The sequence below is a fragment of the Paenibacillus sp. N22P23 genome, from assembly GCF_059383735.1.
Window position 1 is genome coordinate 37,359 of sequence record NZ_JBXENT010000015.1, and the last position, 24,375, is coordinate 61,733.

Sequence of the window (24,375 nt, forward strand, 5' to 3'; positions counted from 1 at the left end):
TCAGCTCTAACGAAGAGCTTCAGGATGCCGAAAGAACATCATTCTAACGATAAAACCAAATGCGGCCAGCAGCCTTCTGTTGAAGCGCTTGGCACCAGCACCGCTTGTACGTTCCACCTTGCCGTTTTCCGCGGGAGGCTCATTCGAATCACGCGTCACCATGCTGGATCACTCCTCGTCCATGATTGCCTTGCTTCTAGTGCTTCAGCAGCTGTCCAAGCTCCCGCTTGAGCGCCAGAAATTCCGGCAGCTCGCGTACCTCAGGTGTCCGTTTATCCGGCAGCCCCACATCGAATGTTTTCAGAATGCGTCCCGGACCGGCACCCATCACAACAAGGCGCTGAGATAGGAAAATCGCCTCGTCGATATCATGGGTGATGAAGAGAACGGTCGTTTTCTCCTTCTCCCATACTTCAAGCAGCATCTCTTGCATCTCCAGCTTGGTCTGTGCATCGAGTGCTCCAAACGGTTCATCCATGAGCAGCACCTTCGGCCGGTTCGCAAGTGCCCTTGCAATTGCTACCCGCTGCTTCATCCCGCCGGAGAGCTGCTTCGGATATGCGCCCGCGAATGCTTCGAGCTTGATGACTTTCAGAAAATGATTGCTGATCGCGCGGCGCTCCAGCGTGGAAATCCCTTTCAACTTCGGGCCGTATTCGATATTCTCACGCACGGTTAGCCACGGAAACAGCGTATAGCCCTGGAAGACCATGCCCCGCTCCGCTCCGGGTCCGATAACTTCTTCCCCGTCCAGCGTGACCGATCCTTCTGTCAGCTCATCGAGCCCAGCAACGATGCGAAGCAGCGTCGATTTACCGCAGCCGGAGGGGCCAACAATCGTGACAAACTCGTTAGTCCCGATACTCAGATCAATATTTTTGAGTGCTTCGAACTGGCTTTTCTTCGTTTCGTAGACCTTCTGCAGGCCGCGGATCACGATCTCACCGCGCGGCGCTACCGCCAAGTCTTTGACACGAGTATTTCCTTTCGCGCTTGCCGATTGCTCTTCATAGTTAGTTTCACGTTTAACGGCTTCCATCGCGATCACTCCCCGTACTGATTTCTTTGCACCTGCTTACTGCGGACCTACCGACCTCATCACGCCCAAGGGAATAACCTGCGGTTCAAGAAAGCGAAGATCCGGTCGCTAATGAGCCCAAGAAGACCGATGACGATAATGCCGACAAAGATTTGATCCGTATTCAGGAACCGCTGTGCCTTCATAATGGCGTAACCCAGACCGCTGTTGACCGCTACGAGCTCGGCAACGACGAGATACGTCCATGCCCAGCCGAGAATAAGACGAAGCGTGTTCATCAATTGCGGCTGAATGGCCGGAATGAGCACCGTCTCAATCGCCTTCCAGCGGCCTGCCCCAAGCGTGAAGGACGCTTGAAGCAGGTCATGGGAGACGCGGCGCGTGTTGTCCGCTACCATTAAGACAAGCTGGAAGAAGCAGCCGAGGAAGATCAGCAGGATTTTGGCCCATTCTCCGATACCGGCCCACACCATGATGAGTGGAATAAAGGCAACTGCCGGCATGTAACGGATGAATTCCATTGGCGGTTCTACGAAAGCTTCGCCGTACTTGAATGTACCTGCGAAGATGCCGAGTGGAATGCCGACGATGCAAGCAAGCAGAAACCCTGCCGATACACGGAACACGCTGATCCCGATATGATGCCAGTACTCTCCTGTACCAAGCATCTTGAACATCTCGACAAATACTTTATCCGGCGTTGGCAGGAAGACCGGATTAACCGATTCCGTGTAACTCAGTGCCGACCAGACGATGAACAAGAGTGCAAAGGAGAATCCTGCGGTGAAGGCAAACGGCCTCCCGCCGATCTCCTTGAAGATTTGAAACCGATTCGGCCGACTCTTACGCCCTGGGTTAAGATCGCTTGCCTTCATAGCCATCACTCCTTAGCTGCTTTTTCTACAAACCGTGAGTCGAAGAGGACATCGAAATCTTTAATTTCATCCACCATATCAAGTTTCTTCAGGAAGTCCGCTGTCTTCTCAGCCGTATAAGGCAATGACGTGTAATCATCGCGTTTTCCGAACGCTTTAACGTTATCTGACGGTGTGAAGAGTTTAATGCTGTCAAGACCTAGCTTAAAGTCCTCCGGCGTCGTTTCCGCCTTCTCGGCCATCAGCGCGATCGCTTCATCTTGGTGGGATTTGAAATAATTCAGTGCATCGAACCAAGCGTCAACGATCTTCTGAATATCATCCGGACGGTTCTTCACAACATCATCGCGGAAGACAAGCAAATCGGGAATGAGGCCAGGTGTATCTTTGGAAGAGAAGAGTATTTTACCCTTGCCTTCTTTAACGGCTTTTGTTTGGAACGGCTCCCACAATACGGAAGCGTCTGTTTTGCCCGAGATGAATGCCGGCCCGGCATCGTTGACTGTCATGTTGACATAATTGACATCCTTCTCGGTCAGTCCGTTCTGATCAAGTGCAGTCAGCAGCAGCAGATGATCGACGGTTCCGAGCTCCGTTGCTACGGTTTTCCCTTTCAGTTCGGCAATGGAGCCAATGTTCGACTTGCTGACGATCGCATCGCCGCCGAAGGAGTTGTCATTGACAAGAACGGCTTTCAAGCCGATCCCTTTGGATGCGGGAGCGAGTGTATCGCTGAGCGTTTGGCTGTTTGCATCCACTTTGCCCGTAGAGAGTGCTTGAAGAGAATCGCTGTAAACCGGGAACCATTTCAGATCGACTTTCACGTCATGTTTCTCGAAGAAGCCCTTCTCGTCGACGAGGTACCAGAAGAACCAGCCCGGCCACGGACTAAGTGCAATCGTAATCGGTGAACCATCTGCACCCGATGATGCTTCCTTGGAACCCCCGCAGCCGGTCAGCGCCGTCAGCATTGCAGCAAGCAGTAACAATGTAATCGTCCGTTTCGTTCTCTTCATTTCTCCCCACTCCCATCAATTCTCTATAAGAATAGAAAAAGCCTCAGGAGAGATCTCCCAGGCTTTTGTCCTTCCGTGTTATACGGAGATCGCGGCCCAAGTCATGTGAGCCATTCTCCATACGCCGCCTCTCGGACCAGCTGGTTGTGACACCACGGAACCCTAGACAGCTTTTTCGTTCCCGTGAATTGCCGAGAACTGATATTCTATTGTTAACCAACCTTACATTTATCTGTATTGTAAGAGGGAAATAGCCTAAGTGTCAATGTCTATGTTAGGTTTTATTACATGAATGCTAAACAGTCAGATAATGGCGGATAACTTCGTCGTTCAAATCGGACAGGCCGCCTTCCCATGCGATCGAGCCTTTCTCGAGGATATAGAAGTAATCTCCGACACTCTTCACAAACTCCAGACTTTGCTCTGCCAGCAGAATAGCGGTCTCGCCTCCTGCCTTGATCGACCGAATCACATCGCGGATATCATCGACAATGGACGGCTGAATGCCTTCACACGGTTCATCGAGCAGCAGCAGCTCCGGCTCGGAGGCAAGCGCCCTGGCGAACGCGAGCTGCTGCTGCTGCCCGCCGCTCAAATCACCGCCTCTACGTCCATACATTGAAGGCAAGACAGGGAATTTGGCAATCGCCGACTCCGGAATGGCGCGTTTTTTCTCTTTACACGCTTCCAATCCGAGCAGGACATTCTCAAATACAGTAAGCTGCGGGAAGATTTCGCGCCCTTGCGGCACGTACCCGATCCCCTTCTTCGCACGCTCGCCCGGTGAACGCTTCGTCAGATCGGTTCCTTTGTAGGTCACCGTACCTTTTCGCGCCTTCAGTACCCCCATAATGCTCTTCATCAGCGTCGTCTTGCCGACTCCATTACGCCCTAGCAGGCAGACGACCTGCCCCGGCCGTACCTGAAGCGTAACCTTCCGCAAAATTACGCTCTCTCCATAACCCGCTTCAAGCTGTTGAACGGCTAGCATCGACATCCCGCCTTTTCCCCAGATACACTTCCGCTACGCGGTCATCGCGCTGCACTTCTTCCATGGAGCCTTCCTTCAGCAGCTTGCCTTCATGCATAACCGTCACCTTGCTCGCGAAGCTGCGCACAAACTCCATATCATGCTCCACGACGACAATCGACTGCGTCTTGCGAATATGCTGCAGCAGCTCACCGGTTTTCTCGGTCTCGCCATCGGTCATCCCGGCAACAGGCTCATCCAGCAACAAAATCTCCGGCTCCTGCAGCAGCATCATCCCGATTTCGAGCCACTGCTTCTCCCCATGTGAGAGGCCGCCTGCTCGCCAATTCGCTTTCCCCGAGAGCCCTACCAGCTCCAGCTGAGCGTTGATCCGCTCCCGATCCTCCGCTCGCATCTTCGCTCTCATCACCGCAAATACACTGCGATTCTGCTTCATCGCAATTTCAAAGTTCTCCATCACCGTCAGGGAAGGAAAAATAGATGGTGTTTGAAACTTACGGCCGATACCGAGCTCTGCGATCTGATGTTCCTTCTTACGCGTAATGTCCACGTTGCCGCTGAACAGCACCTTCCCATCAGCCGGCTTCACTTTGCCGCAGATGACATCAAGCATCGTTGTTTTACCCGCTCCGTTAGGGCCGATCAGAAACCGCAGTTCCCCCCGGGTGAGTGAGAAATTCATCCCCTGTACCGCTTTAAATCCATCAAAGTCGACGGTTACCTCGTCACACTGCAGGATTACGAACTCCTTCTGCTCCTTCATCAGCAGCCTTCCTCCTTCCAAACCGCTTGAATGGCCCAACCAGTCCCGCCGCCCCCTTCGGTAAGAAGACCACGACAACGACGAACAATGCACCCATGAACAAAATCCAAATATCCGGGTAAGATTCACTGAACGCACTCTTAGCGGAATTCAGCAAGATTGCGCCAAGCACCGCACCAGCCAGTGTTCCTCGGCCGCCGATTGCAACCCAGAGCACCATCTCAATAGAAGGTACGATACCCATCATGGAGGGAGATATAATGCCGACATGAAGCACGAACAGCATGCCCGCAAGGCCTGCAAGCCCTGCCGAGATACTAAAGGCAATCATCTGATAGACAGCAGGGTTATAACCGATGAACCGTACCCGGTTCTCGCCATCCCTTATCGCACGCAGCACCTTGCCAAAGCGGCTTTTCACCAGGAAACGGCAGAGCAGATATGCGCCAATAAGCACTACAACCGTTATCCAGTACAGGAAGCGTTTCGTGTCTGGTGATGCCAGCGCGAAGCCGAGCAGCTTGCTATAGCCGGTCACTCCGTTCGTGCCGCCTGTATACGCCTGCTGCCCAATGAACAGCGTGACGGTAATGATGACGAGCGCCTGCGTCAGGATTGTAAAATACACGCCGCGAATTCGATTGCGGAACGTAAAGTATCCGAGTATCAAAGCCAGCAGCGCCGGTATTAATATACCGGCCATTACGGCAAAGGGCAGCGATCCGAACGGTTTCCAGAACCAAGGAAGCGCCGTAAGGCCGCTCCAATCCATAAAGTCGGGAAGCTTCCCGCCATTTGCATCGAGCTTCAGGTACATTGCCATCGCATAACCGCCTAAGCCGAAGAACACGCCGTGTCCTAAGCTGAGAATACCGGTATACCCCCATATCAAATCAAGCCCCAGCGCTACTATGGCATAGGCCAGAAACTTCGCCAGCAAGTTTAGCCGAAAATCACTCAATACAAGCGGTGCACAAAATAACGCAGCAGCGGCAACCGCATATCCCGCCAAAAGCCATATTCGCTCAGGCGTCATCGTTCGAAGCTGCATCAAGACTCCACCTTTCAAGGGCAACTCTATCCCATCTAGTTATCAAGCGAACGCGAACGCATTGCCACAAGCCCCATCGGCTTCCACTGAAGGAAAGCAACGATACATAGGAACACCAGCACTTTGCCAAGCGAAGCCGTCGTCCAATATTCAAAAATTGTATTCGACAGCCCGATGCCAAGCGCACCGAACACCGTGCCGACCAGTTTACCTACACCGCCGAGTACAACAACCATAAAAGCATCCACGATATAGTACGTACCAATCGAAGGTCCAATTGGTCCAATAAGCGTAAGTGCGCAGCCTGCGATACCCGCAATGCCTGAGCCGATCGCGAAGGTCATCGCATCTACTCGGCGTGTAGAAATACCCAGACAGGCGGCCATTTCACGATTTTGCATAACAGCCCGCATCCTGCGCCCGGAATGACTCCGATAGATGTACAGATACATGACGAGCAGACAAACCAGCACTAGACCAATGATAAACAGCCGCTTGTACGGGAATACCACGCCTCCCAGCGCAGTCACACCGCCATTGAGCCACTCGGGGCTTGTGACGCCGACATTCGGGGCACCGAAGATGCTTCGAGCGATCTGCTGCAGCATGAGACCGACACCCCAGGTGGCAAGCAGACTGTCGAGCGGCCGCCCGTAGAGAAATCGGATGAGGGTCATCTCCAGCACCATGCCGAACGCGAAGGCAACGCAGAAGCTTACCGGTATTGCAAGCGCAAAGTACCAGCCGAATGCCGATTCAGGCATATAGGAGGTAAAGAGATTTTGCACGACATATGCGGTGTAGGCGCCGATCATAATGAGCTCACCATGCGCCATATTAATAACTTTCATCAGGCCGAAAGTAATTGCCAGCCCCAGCGCGATAAGCAGCAGAATCGAGCTTACGCTGATCCCGTTAAACAACTGCAGCACGATAACATCCATCGATTGCGTTCACCCCTTATGCAAACTGCGCCGTCCAAAACACAACAACCTCAGCCCGATTGCTCGGCTTGTTGTGTTAGGCGGCGGCGCAGTTCGCGTTAGTACCGACTATTTAGTTGTTATTTACTTTCGCTCAAGCTTGCGGCCCATGTGTAGCCTTTAAGGTAAGGATCAGGCTTAACCGGATCGCCGGAGTTCCACACTTCTTTGAACTGTCCGTCGGTTTGCACCTCGCCGATTCGAACGGTTTTGTACAGATGCTGTGTCTCACCGTCGATTTTCACTTTGCCTTCCGGCGCATCCCACTCCAGCTCTTTGGCCGCCTCTTTTACTTTATCTACGTCTGCTGAGCCTGCTTTCTCAACTGCTGCCGCCCAGAGGTAAACAGCATCATAGCCTGCTTCAATCGGATCGGCCGTAACACGGTCTTCGCCGTATTTTTTCTTATAGTTTTCAACGAAGGTCTTGTTCGCCGGGGTGTCTGTTGTTTGGTAGTAGTTCCAAGCGGCATATGTACCAGACAGCACATCGACGCCGATACCGCGAATTTCTTCTTCAGCTACAGATACGGATAAGGTCGTCAGGTCTTTCGAGGAGATGCCTGCATCCTTCAATTGTTTGAAGAAAGCTACGTTACTGTCGCCGTTAAGTGTATTGAACACCACGTCTGGCTTCGCTTCTTTGATTTTGGAAATTACTGTTGCATAGTCGGTATGTCCAAGAGGGGTGTATTCTTCACCAACGAGCTCGCCGCCTTCAACTTTCAGCTGTTCTTTGATGATTTTATTAGCGGTGCGTGGGAATACGTAGTCAGATCCAAGGAGGAAGAATTTCTTGCCGTGGTTTTCAAGCAGCCAAGTTACGGCCGGCACGATTTGTTGGTTGGTTGTTGCACCGGTGTACATGATGTTCGGGGATTGCTCTAAGCCTTCGTATTGAACCGGATACCAGAGGAGGCCGTTAAGTTCTTCGAACACCGGAAGCATCGCTTTACGACTGGAAGACGTCCATCCTCCGAATACGGTCGCAACCTGATCCTCGGAAATCAGCTTCCGTGCTTTCTCCGCAAATGTCGGCCAATCGGACGCGCCGTCCTCGACGACAGGAACGATTTTCTTCCCTAATACACCACCCTTAGCGTTGATTTCATCGATCGCCATCATTTCCGAATCTTTAACCGAAACTTCGCTGATGGCCATGGTGCCGCTAAGAGAATGAAGAATGCCGACTTTGATTTCACTGTCGCTGCCAGACCCGGCTGCATTCGTCGATGCGGCCTTATTGTCGTTCTTACTGCAACCTGCCAGCACCAAACAACAGGCAAACAGGATGAAAACCCCACTTTTCCAAACGTTCTTCCTCATTCTCCCACTCCCTATCCAATTTTTATCTCTATTCCGAACGTTTAACTGGATTGATCTTCCATCGTTCGTGGTTTCATTATAAGATCAGCCCAAGTTTTGTGTCAACAAAGTTTACATAAATGATGGAAATATTTATATGGCAGCGTATACACTCTGGAAAAGATCGTTTTTGTGTTATATTTACTCACTCTTATGATTGAAAAATGCAATGTAGTCGGTTTTAAGTGCCACATATATTACATATATATAACATATGTGGCCTTCAACCCGCCTTGCCATCTCCTGCGATTTCACGCACGCCCCCCTTCAAGCCGCCTGCCATCTACCGCGAAATTCTAACAAATCGTAGGAGCCTTATTTGACCGAATTTCTCCGTTTAGAAATTCTAACGAATTGTAGGAGTCTTATTTGGGCGAAATGGGCTCTCTAATCCCGCTAATCCATCAAATAAGACCTCCACGATTCGTTAGAATATTTCCAGTGCTATTTTCGTACAAATAAGACCTGTACGATTCGTTAGCGCATTTCGCAACCCGTATCTCGCACGTACGGTTCGTTAGCGCGCCTTCTGCCACTCGTTTCCCTCCACCTCTCCATCAGAGTCATCAAACAACAAAAAAAAGCCGGACAGGCACTAGGCCCATCCGACTTTCCGCCACTACTAATTATGCAAACGAAATACAAACTGGTTTATTCAATTCAATGACGTTGCCCGTAGGCGTCAGCCCGCCTGTTGCTTCATCGATTCGGAAGGTCACGATGTTATCCGAATCTTGGTTAGCCGCCAGCAGGTACTGTCCGTCCGGTGAAATTGCAAAGTTACGCGGTGTACTGCCGCCGCTTGGCGTAATCTCGACAAGCTCCAGCTTCCCTTCGGCAACAATACGGTAAACTGCAATACTATCATGTCCTCTGTTCGAGGCATACAGGAAGCGGCCATCAGCCGTTACATGAATGTCGGCACATGTCGTCGCTCCGTCGTATCCTTCCGGTAGTGTCGATACAATTTGCTTCAGCGTTAACTGAGACTGTTCCGCCTCATAGCTGTACACGCCTACTGTACTGTCGAGCTCATTGATGACATATAGGACATGCGACTGCGGGTGAAATGCCATATGACGCGGACCTGCACCGGCCGGTATCGCTGTTTCATGTTTTCTTACAAGCTTCTGTGCTTCGTGATCAATCGTATAATGTACAATTTGATCAATACCGAGGTCGGCAATCAATACATAACGATTGGCCGGATCGATAATGGAGGAATGCGGATGCGGTGCTTCTTGTCGATCCTTCTGCGGCCCGCTTCCCTCATGTGCAGCGAAATCTGTCAGCACGAGGGCCCCATCCTCACTCTCTATTCCATAGACAGCAAAATTGCCGCCTGTATAGTTCGTCACTACAAGCAGCTTGCCCGCTGCATCAAATTCAATATGGCAAGGCGAACCGCCTTGAGTCGTTACTTCATTGATTGCCTTCAATTCACCGTTATCGGCATGGATTGCAAAGCTGTGAACGCTGCCTGGTTCTGCCCCTGTCTCACTTACCACATAGAGTCTTGTGCCTGCTTCATTGCTTCTTAGAAAGGATGGATTAAGAATGCCCGCTTGCCCTGAAAGCTTAGTAATTGCGCCGTCCTCCGTATGTAAGACCATAGCAGAGATGCCTTCTTGCTCTTTCGCTGAATATGATCCCACAAAAAATAGCTGCTGTCCCATTGAAACGCCTCCCATTTTTCGCTGATATGTTCAAAACAAGCCCAGCCATGGGGCTGAGCTTGTTGTGTTGCCTCTTACTTCTTGTCGGTTGTCGTATCGTTTGTAGCTTTGTCGTCTGTTGCTTTGTCCGTGTTATCTGCTTTGGAGTCGTCTGTTTTAGAATCATCTGTCTTGGAATCATCCGCTGCAGGCGTTTCTGTTTTAGGCAGGTCAATCTTCGTAATCATCTTCGGAAGCTCGTCCGTCATAAATTTATTCAGGTTTGCCGAGGCAACAGCTTGCTTCAGCATCGTTTTGTCTTCTGCAGTCAAATTATCGAATGCTGTAGCTGTGCGCTTCTCAACCTTCATGACATGGTAACCGAATTGGGATTTAACCGGTTCGCCGACTTTGCCGATTTCTTGCTTGTTGGCAGCGTCTTTAAATTCCGCAACCCAGCCTTTAGCCTGCTGATCTTCGTACAGACCTCCGTTTTCTTTGGAGCCTGTGTCATCGGAGAACTCTTTCGCAAGAGCCTTCCAGTCGCCGCCTGCATCCAGCTTCGCTTTTACTTCTTTAGCAATTTTTAGCGCTTCTTCGTCTTTACGCTTCTCAGCGCCTGTTGTTGGATCTACAGTGCCAACCAGAATGTGACGAACGCTGATCATGTTATAATCGTCTTTTGTCGTATCGAATTCTTTCTTCACTTGATCGTCTGTTACTTTCTTCTCTTGATCCTTCATGATGGAAGAAATCATGGAGTAGAAGTATTTGATATCGTCTTCAGTCAAACCAGCGTCATCGGCTTTCTTCTTGATTTCCGGTGTGCCGTCGATTTGCTGCTTCATTTGCGTATAGAAATTGTCGACTTCTTTCTTCGTTGCATCATCTTGCTTCACGTCGCCTAAACGCTTGTACAATACTTTGTAGCCGATATATTCACGCAGAAATTGTTCCTGCAGCTGTGGAATGCTGAGGTACATCTCTGTTTGAGGCTGTACGATGCCAAAGAATGTCGAATACTTCGTAAATTCTTTATCCGTTACTGTGCCGTCTGTATACGTAGCGATCGTCTTGCCTTCGCCCGTACCCGGAGCCGCGCCCTCCTCTTTCTTCTTGCCGCAGCCTGCTGCCAATACAACAACCAGCACAGCAGCCAGTGCGAGCAGAGTCGCTTTTCTCCAATAGTTAGTGCGTAACATTCTGTAGTTCCCCTTTCGATTGAATGGTGTCTTTATAGTGCATCAAAAAACGTTCCAGCATCTCAAGCTTCTGCTCCACCGACAACCCTTTGCCCCTTAATTGCATAAGCGGATAAGGCTCTTGTCCGGTCGAACGCTTAAACCGGTTTTCCAACTGCAGGCATAACATGTCAACCTTCTTCGTGTCGAACCGCTGCTTCTCACGTTCCGCGAAACGCAAGGCGATATCCTCGCCTTTGCCGCCGATTTGCTCAATGCCGCAGATCGTGCCGTACACCTTCAAACGAGCTACAGAAAGCAGGTTGTCGACCGCTTGAGGCAGATCGCCAAACCGGTCAATCAGCTCCTCGCGCAGATCTTCCACTTCCTCGAAGGTACGTACGGAGGCCACTTTCTTATAAATCTCTATCTTCTGTATGCTATCGTAAATATAGGAAGACGGCAAGTAGGCATCAATGCTCATATCGATGATTGTGCTGACTTCCTTCACAGGCTCTTCGACTTCGCCGCCCATCTCTGCTTTCCGTTTCTTAATCTCATCGGCCAACATTTGCGAATACAGATCAAACCCAACAGAAGCAATGAACCCATGCTGCTCCGCGCCAAGCAGGTTTCCGGCTCCGCGGATCGACAAGTCGCGCATCGCAATCTTGAATCCGGAGCCGAGCTCCGTAAATTCTTTGATGGACTGCAGCCGCTTCTCAGCCACTTCCGTCAGCACTTTGTCCCTTTGATACGTGAAGTAGGCATAAGCGATTCGGTTCGATCGTCCAACCCTTCCGCGCAGCTGATACAACTGGGATAGTCCCATCTTGTCCGCGTCGTGCACGATAAGTGTATTTACGTTCGGAATATCAACGCCTGTCTCAATGATACTGGTACTGACAAGCACATCGGATTCCCCGTCAAGGAAGTCCAGAATTGTCTTCTCAAGCTCCTGCTCTGACATTTGCCCATGACCGACCGCCACCCTTGCATCCGGCACAAGCGCATGGATTTGCTCCGCCATCTGGTGGATTCCTTGTACACGGTTATACAAATAGTACACCTGACCGCCGCGCGCAAGCTCCCGCTCGATAGACTCCCGTACTAGTGAAGGACTATATTCCACCACATAGGTTTGAACCGGGAACCGGTTCTCCGGCGGCGTTTCGATGACGGACAAGTCCCGTACACCGAGCATCGACATATGAAGCGTGCGCGGAATCGGCGTTGCCGTCAGCGTCAGCACGTCGACGTTCGTTTTCAGCCGCTTCAGCTTTTCTTTATGCGAAACACCAAAGCGCTGCTCCTCATCCACGATAAGCAGTCCCAGGTCTTTGAAAATAATATCCTGCGAAAGCAGACGGTGTGTACCTATGACAACATCGACCGTACCCGCCTTCAGCCCTTTCATCGTCGCCGTCTGATCCTTCTTCGAACGGAAGCGGCTCAGCACCTGCACATTGAATGGGAAGCCCGAGAAACGCTCGCGGAATGTCTCATAGTGCTGCTGTGCCAGAATCGTTGTAGGGACCAGAATAGCGACCTGCTTGCCCTCAATAGCAGACTTGAAGGCTGCCCTTACCGCTACCTCGGTTTTGCCGTAGCCAACGTCGCCGCAGAGCAGACGATCCATCGGACGTGCGATTTGCATATCCTTCTTGATCTCGGCAATTGCCCGCAGCTGGTCGACTGTCTCGTCATAAGGGAACATCGCCTCGAAATCCTGTTGATACGAGGTATCTGCACCGAATGCGAATCCGGTCGTGGACTGCCGCTCGGCATACAGCTTAATAAGCTCATCGGCAATGTCTTTGACCGACGATTGCGCCTTGCTCTTCACCCGCGTCCATTCACTGCCGCCAAGTTTATAGACCTTCGGCTCTTTCTCTTCGGAGCCAACATATTTCTGAATCAGATCAATCTGTTCAATCGGTACAGACAGCTTGTCGCCGCCTGCGTACATGATATGCATGTAGTCCTTATGAATCCCGGCAATTTCAAGCGTACCGATCCCCATATATTTGCCGATGCCGTGATTCTGATGGACGACGTAATCGCCGACCTTCAGCTCCGTATAGCTCTTAATCCGCTCCGCATTGTCCATCTTCTTATCGAGGCGGCGTGCCTTACGCTGCTTCTGGGAGAACATCTCGCCTTCAGTAATAACAATCAGATGAATCGAAGGCAGTTCGAAGCCCGTCTGCAGATTGCCTTCCATGATGACAGGCGGTTCAATCCCGTAGTCATGAAGCACGCGGCGCATGCGGTCCATCCGCTCTGCGTTTCCGGCTAGCATCATTACAGTGGCGCCTGTTTTGCGCCAACGTTCCATCTCTGTTTTCAGCACGTTCATTTGACCGTGGAAGTTCTGCATCGAGCGGCAGACCACGTTCAGAATATTTTGCGGCTGTGTATGCGGAATTTGCCTTAAGAACAGGGACAGAAACAGCGTCGGGAACGGCCGTTGGAAGAGCACGTCATCAGATGGACGCGCAAGCGCAAGCGAAGGCAGCGCTTTGCCGTTCGTTAAGAGATGCAGCGCCCACTCCGACTCATCCCGCTCCAGCTGGCGGCCTGTTTCAATCAGCCTTGTCGGCTCGTCATAAATAAGCAGCGTATCCTTAGGTACATAGTCAAATAACGTATGCCGCTCCGGATAGAGCAGCGCTATATATTTATAAATTTCCGGAAAATACACATGCTCCCGCAGCTTCTCAATCTCCAAGCCGATCTCCGAACGCAGACGATCCTTCGCTGTACGGTCGGTCATCTTCGACAGCTGCTGCTCCAACAGCTCTGCGGCATGCTGAGCCGCGTTCTCAAACCTTCTTGCATCGGCCAGAATTTCCTGACACGGCGGTACGATATACGTCTCCAGCTTCTCAATCGAACGTTGATCGGCCTGGTCAAAGGAACGAATCGAATCGATCTCGTCGTCAAACCATTCCACCCGGTACGGGTGCGCTGAAGTAAGCGGGAAAAGGTCGACAATTCCGCCCCTCACGCTCATTTCGCCTTTGCCCTCTACCTTATCGACGCGTACGTAGCCAAGCTCTACCATTTGGCGTAAAAACGCTTCCAACGATAGTGTCTCGCCTACACGCAGCTCGATCCGAGCGCCGGCCATCACACTGCTTATCGGCTGGAATCGCCGAACGCCGGAGAACGGCACGACAACAATCCCGCGAAACCCTTGCGACAGTCGGATAAGCACATCCATCCGTTGCGCCAGCGTTTCCGGGCTCGATATCGCTGCTTCTGCAGCGACTAATTCATTGGCAGGATACAGTAACACTTCGTTCTCGGACAGACACTCCACCAGATCCTCCGCGATCTTCTGCGCGGCGAACATATTGTGAGTGACCACGAGCATCGGCCTGTCAAACTCCCGCTTCAGTGCAGCGATCATAACCTGCCTTGAAGAACCGGCGAGACCTGATATCAGCTGCTCCTGCATCCCTTTCTTGATTCCGGATACGATAGATTGAAAATCCGTATCCGCTGCATAAGCTTCCAGTAATGCTTTCAACGTTAGCGGCACCTCGTTTCTTTCCACACCAGACAACACTCTATAAGAATCGGCACCTGCCGTCCTCTAGCAAAGGATATAATCCCGTTTTCCATTCATGATCACTACAAAAAGAAGCCTCAGCCGTACGCCAAGGCTCTTCATTCATTTCTTGCGCTCGCTTACTGCAGCGGGTTCGATACAAGCAGCAGCTCTGGGTTGCTGTCGATCGCCTCGCGGCAATAGTCGCAAACCACATTAACCGTTACGTCGCCGTTCGGATTATACGCTATTATATCGCTGCGCTCCTCGGGGGTCAAGAAATGGAAACCGAGCTGTGTTTCTGAGATTTGGGCGTTGTCGATCGTCCCAATCTGCGATTTGCAGTGCCGGCAAATATAATTTACAGCCATATGTATGCCTCCTGAGTAGTCGTTATACCCTCAGTATGCCCGCATCGACTGAAATTTAACGGTTATATTTGGCCATCGTGCGTTCAAATGGATTCGTCAGCGCGAACTCGACCGCGTCGCAGCTCTCTTCCACCATCACTTTCAGCAGATCCTGCTCGCTCTTCGGAAAATTCGAGAGCACATAGTCAGAAATGCTCATGCCCGGCTGTGGACGAGAGATTCCAAGCCTGATCCGATCGAACGTCTGTGTCCCTGTATGCTGAATGATGGACTTAATCCCGTTGTGGCCGCCGGCGCTGCCTTGATAACGCAAACGGATCTTGCCCGTTTCCGTATCCAAATCATCATAAACGATGATGGCATCTTCCAAATTCGCTTTAAAATAATCCATGAAGCCTCTTACTGTTTCACCGGATAAATTCATAAAGGTCATCGGTTTAATGAGTGCAACTTTCGTTCCCGCCACATTGCCTTCGCCAAGGAGCGCCTTGCATTTACTCTGCGTCACGCTTATTCCCCATCGCTTGGCCAGTGCATCCACGACCATAAAGCCCACATTATGCCGCGTCCCTTGATACGCGGTGCCGGGGTTGCCTAATCCGACTATCCATTTCATGCTGAACTCTCAACTCCTGCTACAACAAAATTTCTTTTTTCTTTATGCAACGAATCTTCGCCTTCAATTGTCATACATATAGATTCGGCAGAAAAGCCGAACTTCGTTCATAAAGGAGCGTATTTTTCGATGTATGTAAACGGTCAGCATATCTTCGACGATTATCATTTCCAGGATCACCATGAGCATCAAGTTCCTGTCCAAGTCTATTGGGGCAAAGAACATCATGATATTGGCTACGTCGAATATTACAGCCCATCGTACATCAAGATGAATAATATTTTCTACAGCCGCAAGCAATTTACCTTTGTTTCCAGACCCGGCTATTGAAAAAAAGTAAAGGGCTGCCTCTTGCTCGCAGCCCTGATCGTACGTTTATTCGAAGTTTACCGCATGCATCTCCGCTTCATGTGCACGCTGCTCCGCTTCCTTCGTTTCTACCGCAGCATCTTCTGCTTCTTCTGCCGTCAGATCCTTCTGAGGTGCCAGAATCGTCACAATGACTTGGTCTGAATCAACCTTGGTCGTTACACCGGATGGCAGCTGCAAATCACTGACTAACAGGTTCTCTCCGATACCCAGAGAGGACACATTAACCTCAATAACCTCCGGTATACGATCCGGCAAGCAATGCACCTCAAGCTCATGCAGCATCGCCTGCAGAATTCCGCCTTCGCGCACCCCCGTAGAATCACCGACCATCTCCAGCCGAACCGGCGTTTTGATGGATTCATTCATGTTCACCTGGTGGAAATCAATATGAAGCAGTTCGCGTGTCAGCGGCTCTCGCTGTACCTCGGTCAGCATAACAGGCTGTTTACCCGCTCCCGGAATGTCGAGTTCCAGCAATGCATGGGGATGGGAGCGAAGCAGATGCGCCAGTTCCTTCTCATTAACCGAGATCGAAATAGGCTTGCTTAGCTGTGTTCCGTATACGACGCCGGGTATGTTGCCCTGCTGTCTCATTTGTCTCAATTGGCCTTGCGTGGCTGTCGTCCGTGCTTCTGCTCGAAATGGTATCGCCATAGTCGGAAACCTCCTGAGAGTGTAGTGATTTCCATATATTCATACCCATTCCGGCCCAGAAATAAACGAACAACTTCTCGCAATCAGCCTTTCGCCTTACTATCCTTCTTCGCTTTTGCACGCCCGCGCAGCTTCTCCGCATAGCCCGGTTTGTTGACCTGGCGCTCGCGAGCAATGGCTACATCATTGTCCGGAACATCCTGCGTAATGGTCGAACCTGCCACGACATAAGCACCGTCACCGATCTTAACCGGCGCAATTAAATTCACGTTGCTGCCTACGAATGCACGGTCGCCGATTTCAGTAAGCGATTTGTTGTACCCATCATAATTGACGGTAATCGCGCCGCAGCCGATATTCACGTCTTTACCTACTTTAGCGTCCCCGACATAGCTCAAGTGAGACACCTTTGTACCTTCACCGAGCTCGGCGTTCTTGATCTCGACGAAGTCACCGATTTTGCAGCCCGCACCAAGCTTAGCACCCGGACGCAAATAGGCATACGGTCCTACTGCACAATCGTCGCCTATGACCGATTCAACAGCATTGGAATGCTTCACCGTTACACGATTGCCGATCTCCGTATCCGTAATATCCGCATGAGGACCAATCACGCAATCCTCGCCAATGACAGTATTACCGCGTAATACCGTGCCCGGATAAATAACGGTGTCCGAGCCGATAACCACATCTGCTTCAATGTAGGTCGCAGCCGGGTCAATAATCGTGACGCCGTTAATTTGATGCTTCCGGTTAATCCGAGCACGCATCAGCACCTCTGCTTCACCAAGGCCGACACGGTCGTTTACGCCGATGCCCTCTGCATAGTCCGGTGTGCAATAAGCACCTACTGTCTCGCCTGCATTCTTCAATATTTCCATCACGTCTGTGAGGTAGAACTCACCTTGTGCATTGTTGTTCGTTACCTTCTTAAGCGCTTGGAACAGCTTCTTATTGTCGAAGCAATACATCCCTGTATTGATTTCTGTAATCGCCGCTTGCTCAGGCGTGCAGTCCTTCTGTTCTACGATCCGCAACACATTGCCGGCCTCATCGCGGATAATACGTCCAAGTCCTTGCGGGTTTGGTACAATGGCCGTCAGCACCGTAGCCGCTGATTCTGTCTTCGTATGAAGCGCCAGCAGCGCCGCAATCGTCTCCGAAGTCACCAGCGGCGTATCTCCGTACAGAATCACTGTCGTGCCCGCTTCTTCGCCAAGCAGCGGTTCTGCTTGCTGCACGGCATGGCCTGTGCCGAGCTGCTGCTCCTGCAGTACAAACTCCACGCCATCTCCGAGGTACGTGCGGACCGTCTCCGCGCCATGGCCAAGAACAACAACTGTGCGCTCACAAGCCGCATCTTGTACCGTCTGCAGCACATGCGCTACCATTGGCTTCCCACAGACGGGATGCAATACTTTATATAGTTTGGACTTCATTCGTTTTCCTTGTCCTGCTGCCAATACGATTGCCATTACTTTCAAAGGATGTCCCTCCTAGCTTCTATATCCTACGATATTCAAAATATAAACCTAAGACACGGCTTATATTTCTCCGGAATGAACCAAGCTGCACCGCCTACTAGGACAGCCGCACCGGTTCACCTTGCGTAAATGCTCTACTGAATATAGCGTATCTGTAGGCAAAAGAAAAGAGAGCCCAGGCGGGCTCTCTTTCACTAGACGTCTTAATACCTTGATTTAGGCGCCTTCTTCGATTACTACATCTTCTTCCGTCGCTGCACGTTCGTATTCTGCTAAGACGGCAGCTTGGATTTTCTCCCGTGTCGTCGAAGAAATAGGGTGTGCGATATCGCGGAATTCTCCATCAGGAGTACGCTTGCTTGGCATTGCCACAAACATTCCATTGTTACCGTCAATCACGCGAATATCGTGAACGACAAACTCATTGTCAATGGTAATTGAGGCGATTGCCTTCATCCGGCCTTCGGAATTTACTCGGCGGAGTCTAACATCGGTAATTTGCATCTGTGTTCACCACCTTTGCCTATCAAGGACTTGGTGTATACTTCCACGTTTTAATGCGAATTCCTTCATCATTCTGGAAAATAACTGTATAGTTTGAAAATATTTTTTTAATCTGCATATTATCCTATTTTATTCGACTTCAATCGCCACGATCAGCTCAATTTCGACAAGGACGTCCTTAGGCAGCCGCGCAACCTCAACTGTGGAGCGAGCCGGCTTATGGTCACCGAAATAAGAAGCATAGATTGTATTCAACGCTGCAAACTGATTCATATCTTTAATGAACACAGTCGCCTTCGCCACGTCAGCTAATGTTGCGCCTGCTTCAGCTAATACAGCCTGTAAATTGCGGAATACTTGGTGAGTCTGCTCTTCGATTCCGCCTTCAACAAGAACGCCTTCCGCCGTCAGTGGAATTTGGCCGGAGGTAAACAGCAGGTTGCCCAGCTTAATAGCTTGTGAATAAGGTCCAATTGCAGCAGGCGCTTGCGTAGTCGCCACGATTTGAGGTTGTGCTTTCATGAACAAGTAATCCTCCTCGGTTGTATGCTAAACAGTAGCCCGGGGTGTGAAATAGTTGCCCGGTACAACGGTTGTGTGTTTGGTCTTCATATCTACAGCCGTCAGCTTAGCTAACGACACATAATCCTCTAGCAGTCGTTCCTCGTTCTCCAATTCACCGGATTCAACGAAGACGCCTACACCGGCTACCTTTGCGTTAAATTCGAACAGCAAATCCATCATGCCTTGGATCGTTCCGCCAGCCTTCATGAAATCGTCAATGATCAACACGCGCGCGTGTTCCTTCAGTGCACGACGTGCAAGTGACATCGTTTGAATACGCTTATTGGAGCCTGATACATAATTGATGCTCACTGCAGAGCCTTCCGTCACTTTATTGTCGCGACGCACGATGACAACAGGCAGATTCATACAAGCCGCCGTTGCATAAGCAAGGGGAATCCCTTTGGTCTCAACCGTCATGATGACATCGATATCCGAAGCTGCGAATGCGGTTGCAAACATTCGTCCAACATCTGCGAGCAGTCCTGGCTGTCCCAGCATATCCGTCATATACAAATAGCCTCCGGCTAATACCCGCTCCGATTGCTCTAACTGACGACAAATGCCGTTCATGATGCCAAGTGCCTCGGTCTGACCCATCTTCGGCGTATATTTCACGCCTCCAGCGGCTCCTGCCAAGGTATGCAGCTCACCGAGTCCTTCTTCTTCGAAAACCTCTTTAATAATCGCCAGATCCTCACTAATGGACGACTTGGCAGATTGATAGCGATCAGCAAATGCTGTCAGAGAAATTAACGTATGGGGGCGTGTAAGTAAGTACTGCGTCATTTCTACTAACCTTGCACTCCGTTTTAACTTCTTCAACGTGTACTCCCCCCAGCCAAATCCGAATATTATAATGACATAATACCATTTTCATACGGATTTAATCAAGACGCACGTAGGGTTCATGTCAGCATTCTTACCACATAGACTTCTTTGCAAAATCCACGGAGTCCGTTATAGATGCGCGAAACCTTGGCTTCCTTGCTTACAAGTCCGAAAACCGTCGGCCCGCTTCCTGACATCAGCACGCCATCTGCGCCTAGACGCTGCATAATTTCCTTGAGCTGCAGCACCTCGGGGTGAAGCTGTAGTGTCACCGATTCCAGCACATTGCCCAGATACGTGCATACGCCTCCAAATGAGCCGCTAGAGATTGCGGACAGCATGTCCGATGTGGACGGATGCTGCTTTAGCTCAGAGGCGCGCAGCTTCCCGTACACGTCTGCCGTTGAAACGTTAATCGGCGGCTTCGCCAGAATGACCCAACATTGCGGCGGATTGTTGATCCGCTCCAGCTTCTCTCCGCGGCCGCGTGCAATCGCAGTACCACCTGTTACGCAGAACGGTACGTCAGAGCCAAGCTCCGCACCAAGCGTGCACAGCTCTTCTTCGGAGATGCCTAGCTGCCACAAGCGATTCAGTCCACGCAGTGTAGCGGCTGCATCACTGCTTCCGCCGGCAAGTCCTGCGGCTACCGGTATCTTCTTGTCCAGATGAATATAGACGCCTTTGCGGACATTGTAGCGATCCTTAATCAGTCTTGCTGCCTGAAAGGCTAAATTCTTCTCATCGAGCGGAATATACCCCGCCTGACTCGAAATAATGATGGTATCCCGCGGAAGCTCTTCCATCTCGAGCCGATCCGCTAAATCAACCATAGTCATAATCATTTCAACCTCATGGAATCCGTCTTCACGCTTACGCATGACATCCAGCAGCAGGTTGATCTTTGCCGGCGCTTTCTCATAAATCTTCATATGTAGGCTCACCCGTCCGTTATCGTTAAACTTCACATATTATAACAAAAGGTCATAAGAAAAGCTAAGAGGCTTTGAGCAGTTTGCGGGCCTGCTCATCATCTTAGCTTGAAATAACCCATTAGTGGGGTTGATATTGGGACGCTTGCTGCTGCGTGGCTTGATGCATATACGCCGGAATGATACCGGATGCCTGCTGCCGCTGTGGTGCATAACTGGACTGTGTTTGAGGCTGCATAAAAGGCTTGCGGGCAGGCTGCGGACTATACGTCGATTGTGGCGACTGATAGGTTTGGCGCTGATACTGCGACTGCGACTGCGATTGCTGTGCGGCATACTGCTTAGCTGCGGCCTGCTCGGCGATTTGAATCGCGCGTTTCACCATGTTGCCGGCATCCTTCGCTTTAATGCCTCCCCAGCCTTCCTTCTGCACGGTATCATAGAAGCCCAGATCCTTCGCCAACTCATTCTTCAATTCTTCACTCATCGTACCGCGGCGTCTGCGTGACATAAGCACTCTCCTCCTTTTAAACGGGTAGTACCTTTAGTATGGTTGTTTTTATCGTTCTCATACGGAGGCGGAGGTGGAGGTAGCGCGATTTAAGTACAAAAAAAAGTGCAGATCCTGCCTACGCTGCTTTCGCCGCGTCCGCAAACCTGCACATGTTCGTATCATATTTATCTCATTGTATATACGTAATGCGTACTTGACCATCATCGCTGTCCACCGTAACTTCAACGGACTCCGTCAATATATCGGCGTAGCTGTAAGAGACGCGCTTAAACGCATGCTGCTCCTGGTCGAGCCTGACAATAAATACAGAAGGGTAGATTTCTTCTAACACACCGGTCCGCTCAATCGTCTTTCGACGACCACCGTTTGCACGAAGACGGATTTTGGAGCCGACATGGGTTTCCAAACTGCGTTTGATTTCCAATAGCGCATTTTTTGCCATTGTGCACTACCACCTCTTTCCTTGTCCATTATAACCAAAAGGAGGTGGTTTGTCAAAAAATTATAATTATAACAGTGGAGTCACTTTGGTGTCAATATATAAAAGGCTATTTTTTTCGCCGCAATGTATAATTTAGCCCGAAGCAGCCATATTAAACAGTTGGCTTTACACCGGTCAGTGTTTTAGGTTTAGGTAACCCAACCCGGAACTTTCCTAATGTTTCAATGCCCCCGACACCATCTATACCGCTGATTGTGCCGTGGATGACATCCGATAAATTAATGGTTTCGCGAATGGAGGTGTAGCTGGCTTTAATGGCCACGTAAACGGGATCCAAGGCATGAATGAGCACCCTGCCCGGAGAACTGGCGAAGTTCGATCCATTTTGCAGCAGCGCTTCATAATGCGATTGGCATGCGCCTGCTACGACAATTAAGCTATCTTTGCTTTTCTCATATTGACGCGCAATCCGTACCGCATTGACGAAATTTTGCGAGTTTTTGTAGCTGGCCAGGTTATGCAAATCGTCCTGGTTCCGTGTCTTGAGTACGCCGTCATGGCCCGTAATTACGACAATATCCGGTTTGATTTGCGGAAGCAGTCGGTAAACCACGTCGGCCATTTGTGATTCATGCACATATACTCCGTGAGCAGGGACGCGCATTTGCGTATACAGCTGCATACTTTTTCTCATATAGTTGCTGTCCCCGTCCAAATGAAGTACTTTTCCGGGCACCTCAAAGTACGGCTGGGATTGACTTTGCGCGCGCTGCAGTTCACGTTCAATTATCTGCTGCTCACGTTGTTCCTGCATCCTAAGCGTGGACTCGCTGGCTTTAATGCGTGCCTGCCTCGCTGCACCGGAGGATTCCGGATCGCTCATAACGGACAAATCGACAATTGGCGCGTCTGCAAGCAGACGATAGTCGGTGCCCTTCAGGATGGCTGTCTGTTCTAGAATTGTCGCAACACGAAAAAGGACGTCCCCGCCATAGGATTTGCGGACGACCAGGTCCCCTTGCTTCATGGGCAAATCACCTCTTCGTCTATCCTATGGGGAGACGCCCGTTATGGTGCGCTCACTTTTATTTTTTGTCTTCGCTGTGCAGATCTGCAGCCAGCAGTGCGCGGCTTAATGCGGCAAACTCCGCAAGGGACAAGGTCTCCCCGCGCCTTGACGGATCAATACCGATGCCCGTTAGCAATGGTCCGAGCTTCTCACGATTCACTTTGCCTACATAAGCGGTCAAATTGTTCGCAATGGTCTTGCGGCGCTGTGCGAAACAAGCTTGCACGGTTTGGAAGAAATGCGCTTCGTCCTCGACTTCAACAGCAGGCTTGTCCCGCAGTGAAAGCTTGATAACTGCAGAATCTACATTCGGCTGGGGAATAAACACCGTATGCGGTACAATACAAACCAGCTCAGGCACACAGTAGTACTGCACGGCAACGCTGAGGCTTCCGTACTCTTTGCCACCAGGCTTGGCTGCCATCCGCTGTGCGACTTCCTTCTGGATCATAACGACGATGTGCTCAAGCGGCAGCTTCTCTTCTAACAGCTTCATTAGAATCGGTGTCGTTACGTAATACGGCAGGTTCGCCACCACGCTTACGCCTGAGAGCCCGGCAAACTGCTCCTTTAGCAGCTCCGCCAGGTCGAGCTTCAGCACATCGCCATGTACGACGTGCACATTCGGCGTATCCGCCAGTACATCCTTTAGAATCGGAATAAGCCGATTGTCGATCTCCACTGCGGCTACGCGTCCTGCTGCGTGTGCCAATTGCTGCGTCAATGCGCCGATACCCGGCCCGATTTCAAGCGCGCCTTTTGTCTCATCCAACTCAGCTGCACTGACGATGTTGCGTAAAATATTTTGATCGATCAGAAAGTTCTGACCGAGGCTCTTCTTAAATGTAAAACCGTATCTGGCGATAATGTCTTTCGTCCGCTTCGGTGAAGCGACGTCGACACCTGCCTTAATTCCCTCTGCCATCATTGATCTCCTTCGCTCGCCTGCTCCATCGTGGTTAGAGCCCGCATAAATTCCTCACGCGTGATTCGAAACATCGAACAGCGTTTATAGAACTGCTTGCCGTTCGCATAGCCGATTCCGAGCAGATTGCCCATCCTCAGCCGTCTATCCGAAGCTTGCGGATGTACGAGCAGGCCTGCTTGCATTAAATCATCCATCGTGACCTCAGCAAGACCTGCAGTGTCAGACGTCGCTTCTGTACGCAAATTAGCGAGTGCTCGCTTGATTGCTTCCGGTGATGCGTTCTCGACACCAATATCCCCTTTGTAGAGCGCTTCCTCCTGTGGAAGAAAAGCATGCTTGCAGCCTGGTACCCGCTGCGCTACGATTTTGCGGATTCGCTCGCCCGCATGATCGGGGTCGGTAAAAATAATAACGCCTCTGCGCTCCTGAGCCAGCATGACTCGGCGGATAACCGCCTCGCCAATCGCCGAACCACCGGTCTCGATGGTTTCTGCCTCTACGGCACGCTTAATGGCAACGGTATCGTCTTTACCTTCTACTACAATGATTTCTTTAATCATGGGACTCCATTCCTTCCCTTCAATACAACATGCAAAAAGAAGAGGCATCGCCTCTTCTTA

The 24,375-nt window shown here is 50.7% G+C and carries 25 protein-coding genes, 1 pseudogene and 1 riboswitch; of the genes and pseudogenes, 1 reads left to right on the forward strand and 25 read right to left on the reverse strand.

The features are described 5' to 3' along the window. Nucleotides 1-6 precede the first annotated feature (6 nt). From AC506A_RS29525 to pth, 14 genes are all read right to left on the reverse strand, one after another. A complete protein-coding gene (locus AC506A_RS29525) occupies nt 7-162 on the reverse strand; it encodes a hypothetical protein (protein ID WP_495464592.1) in 156 nt (51 codons plus the stop codon). A gap of 34 nt (nt 163-196) precedes the next feature. Beyond that, a complete protein-coding gene (locus AC506A_RS29530) occupies nt 197-1,039 on the reverse strand; it encodes an ABC transporter ATP-binding protein (protein WP_495464593.1) in 843 nt (280 codons plus the stop codon). Between the two features lie 59 nt (nt 1,040-1,098). After that, a complete protein-coding gene (locus AC506A_RS29535; protein ID WP_495464594.1) occupies nt 1,099-1,914 on the reverse strand; it encodes an ABC transporter permease in 816 nt (271 codons plus the stop codon). Between the two features lie 5 nt (nt 1,915-1,919). Further along, nucleotides 1,920-2,930 carry an ABC transporter substrate-binding protein gene (locus AC506A_RS29540; protein WP_495464595.1) on the reverse strand — a complete coding sequence of 337 codons (1,011 nt, stop codon included), beginning with the start codon at nt 2,928-2,930 and terminating at the stop codon, nt 1,920-1,922. A 52-nt stretch (nt 2,931-2,982) separates the two neighbouring features. Next, nucleotides 2,983-3,107, reverse strand: a riboswitch (guanidine-I (ykkC/yxkD leader). A 118-nt stretch (nt 3,108-3,225) separates the two neighbouring features. Beyond that, nucleotides 3,226-3,921, reverse strand: coding sequence for an urea ABC transporter ATP-binding subunit UrtE (gene urtE, locus AC506A_RS29545; protein WP_495464596.1), 696 nt, complete (start codon nt 3,919-3,921; stop codon nt 3,226-3,228). Continuing rightward, complete coding sequence (gene urtD, locus AC506A_RS29550; RefSeq protein WP_495464597.1) at nt 3,899-4,684, reverse strand: urea ABC transporter ATP-binding protein UrtD; 786 nt, start codon at nt 4,682-4,684, stop codon at nt 3,899-3,901. The genes urtE and urtD overlap by 23 nt, the downstream gene beginning before the upstream one ends. Beyond that, on the reverse strand, nt 4,647-5,735 hold the full coding sequence (gene urtC, locus AC506A_RS29555; RefSeq protein ID WP_495464598.1) for an urea ABC transporter permease subunit UrtC: 1,089 nt from the start codon (nt 5,733-5,735) through the stop codon (nt 4,647-4,649). Before urtC ends, urtD begins: the two co-directional genes overlap by 38 nt. Before the next feature lie 35 nt (nt 5,736-5,770). Beyond that, a complete protein-coding gene (gene urtB, locus AC506A_RS29560) occupies nt 5,771-6,679 on the reverse strand; it encodes an urea ABC transporter permease subunit UrtB (RefSeq protein ID WP_495464599.1) in 909 nt (302 codons plus the stop codon). A gap of 119 nt (nt 6,680-6,798) precedes the next feature. Beyond that, a complete protein-coding gene (urtA, locus tag AC506A_RS29565) occupies nt 6,799-8,043 on the reverse strand; it encodes an urea ABC transporter substrate-binding protein (RefSeq protein WP_495464600.1) in 1,245 nt (414 codons plus the stop codon). Nucleotides 8,044-8,708: 665 nt separating this feature from the next. Then, nucleotides 8,709-9,758: a lactonase family protein gene (locus tag AC506A_RS29570; protein WP_495464601.1), complete on the reverse strand. Its 1,050-nt coding sequence runs from the start codon at nt 9,756-9,758 to the stop codon at nt 8,709-8,711. Nucleotides 9,759-9,832: 74 nt separating this feature from the next. Then, nucleotides 9,833-10,939, reverse strand: a complete 1,107-nt coding sequence (locus AC506A_RS29575; protein ID WP_495464602.1) for a peptidylprolyl isomerase — start codon at nt 10,937-10,939, stop codon at nt 9,833-9,835. Continuing rightward, entirely contained in the window at nt 10,926-14,453 is a 3,528-nt protein-coding gene (gene mfd / locus AC506A_RS29580; protein ID WP_495464603.1) for a transcription-repair coupling factor, read from the reverse strand. The genes AC506A_RS29575 and mfd overlap by 14 nt, the downstream gene beginning before the upstream one ends. 161 nt (nt 14,454-14,614) lie before the next feature. After that, nucleotides 14,615-14,845 (reverse strand): anti-sigma-F factor Fin, encoded by a 231-nt coding sequence (fin, locus tag AC506A_RS29585; RefSeq protein WP_495464604.1) that lies wholly within the window; start codon nt 14,843-14,845, stop codon nt 14,615-14,617. 55 nt (nt 14,846-14,900) lie between these two features. Beyond that, entirely contained in the window at nt 14,901-15,461 is a 561-nt protein-coding gene (gene pth / locus AC506A_RS29590; RefSeq protein WP_495464605.1) for an aminoacyl-tRNA hydrolase, read from the reverse strand. A 129-nt stretch (nt 15,462-15,590) separates the two neighbouring features. Here pth and AC506A_RS29595 point away from each other — a divergent pair, with 129 nt between their 5' ends. Beyond that, on the forward strand, nt 15,591-15,791 hold the full coding sequence (locus tag AC506A_RS29595) for a hypothetical protein (RefSeq protein WP_495464606.1): 201 nt from the start codon (nt 15,591-15,593) through the stop codon (nt 15,789-15,791). Between the two features lie 45 nt (nt 15,792-15,836). Here the strand turns inward: AC506A_RS29595 and AC506A_RS29600 are convergent, their stop codons facing one another. The 11 genes and pseudogenes from AC506A_RS29600 to rnmV form a co-directional block, all read right to left on the reverse strand. Next, entirely contained in the window at nt 15,837-16,487 is a 651-nt protein-coding gene (locus tag AC506A_RS29600; protein ID WP_495464607.1) for a 50S ribosomal protein L25, read from the reverse strand. Nucleotides 16,488-16,570: 83 nt separating this feature from the next. Further along, nucleotides 16,571-17,971, reverse strand: a complete 1,401-nt coding sequence (gene glmU / locus AC506A_RS29605; RefSeq protein ID WP_495464608.1) for a bifunctional UDP-N-acetylglucosamine diphosphorylase/glucosamine-1-phosphate N-acetyltransferase GlmU — start codon at nt 17,969-17,971, stop codon at nt 16,571-16,573. A 216-nt stretch (nt 17,972-18,187) separates the two neighbouring features. Continuing rightward, entirely contained in the window at nt 18,188-18,475 is a 288-nt protein-coding gene (gene spoVG, locus AC506A_RS29610; protein ID WP_091225515.1) for a septation regulator SpoVG, read from the reverse strand. 129 nt (nt 18,476-18,604) lie between these two features. Continuing rightward, on the reverse strand, nt 18,605-18,997 hold the full coding sequence (locus AC506A_RS29615) for a RidA family protein (RefSeq protein ID WP_495464609.1): 393 nt from the start codon (nt 18,995-18,997) through the stop codon (nt 18,605-18,607). Nucleotides 18,998-19,024: 27 nt separating this feature from the next. Beyond that, entirely contained in the window at nt 19,025-19,864 is an 840-nt protein-coding gene (gene purR, locus AC506A_RS29620; protein ID WP_495464610.1) for a pur operon repressor, read from the reverse strand. A gap of 83 nt (nt 19,865-19,947) precedes the next feature. Then, nucleotides 19,948-20,802 (reverse strand): 4-(cytidine 5'-diphospho)-2-C-methyl-D-erythritol kinase, encoded by an 855-nt coding sequence (gene ispE, locus AC506A_RS29625; RefSeq protein WP_495464611.1) that lies wholly within the window; start codon nt 20,800-20,802, stop codon nt 19,948-19,950. A gap of 337 nt (nt 20,803-21,139) precedes the next feature. Continuing rightward, nucleotides 21,140-21,313 (reverse strand): annotated as a pseudogene (locus tag AC506A_RS29630) (small, acid-soluble spore protein, alpha/beta type); the annotation flags it as partial. A gap of 172 nt (nt 21,314-21,485) precedes the next feature. Then, on the reverse strand, nt 21,486-21,758 hold the full coding sequence (veg, locus tag AC506A_RS29635) for a biofilm formation stimulator Veg (protein ID WP_090985921.1): 273 nt from the start codon (nt 21,756-21,758) through the stop codon (nt 21,486-21,488). A gap of 151 nt (nt 21,759-21,909) precedes the next feature. Continuing rightward, entirely contained in the window at nt 21,910-22,785 is an 876-nt protein-coding gene (gene yabG / locus AC506A_RS29640) for a sporulation peptidase YabG (protein WP_091225518.1), read from the reverse strand. A 58-nt stretch (nt 22,786-22,843) separates the two neighbouring features. Continuing rightward, complete coding sequence (gene rsmA, locus AC506A_RS29645; RefSeq protein WP_495464612.1) at nt 22,844-23,755, reverse strand: 16S rRNA (adenine(1518)-N(6)/adenine(1519)-N(6))-dimethyltransferase RsmA; 912 nt, start codon at nt 23,753-23,755, stop codon at nt 22,844-22,846. Continuing rightward, complete coding sequence (gene rnmV, locus AC506A_RS29650; RefSeq protein WP_495464613.1) at nt 23,752-24,315, reverse strand: ribonuclease M5; 564 nt, start codon at nt 24,313-24,315, stop codon at nt 23,752-23,754. The genes rsmA and rnmV overlap by 4 nt, the downstream gene beginning before the upstream one ends. Between the last annotated feature and the right edge of the window lie 60 nt (nt 24,316-24,375).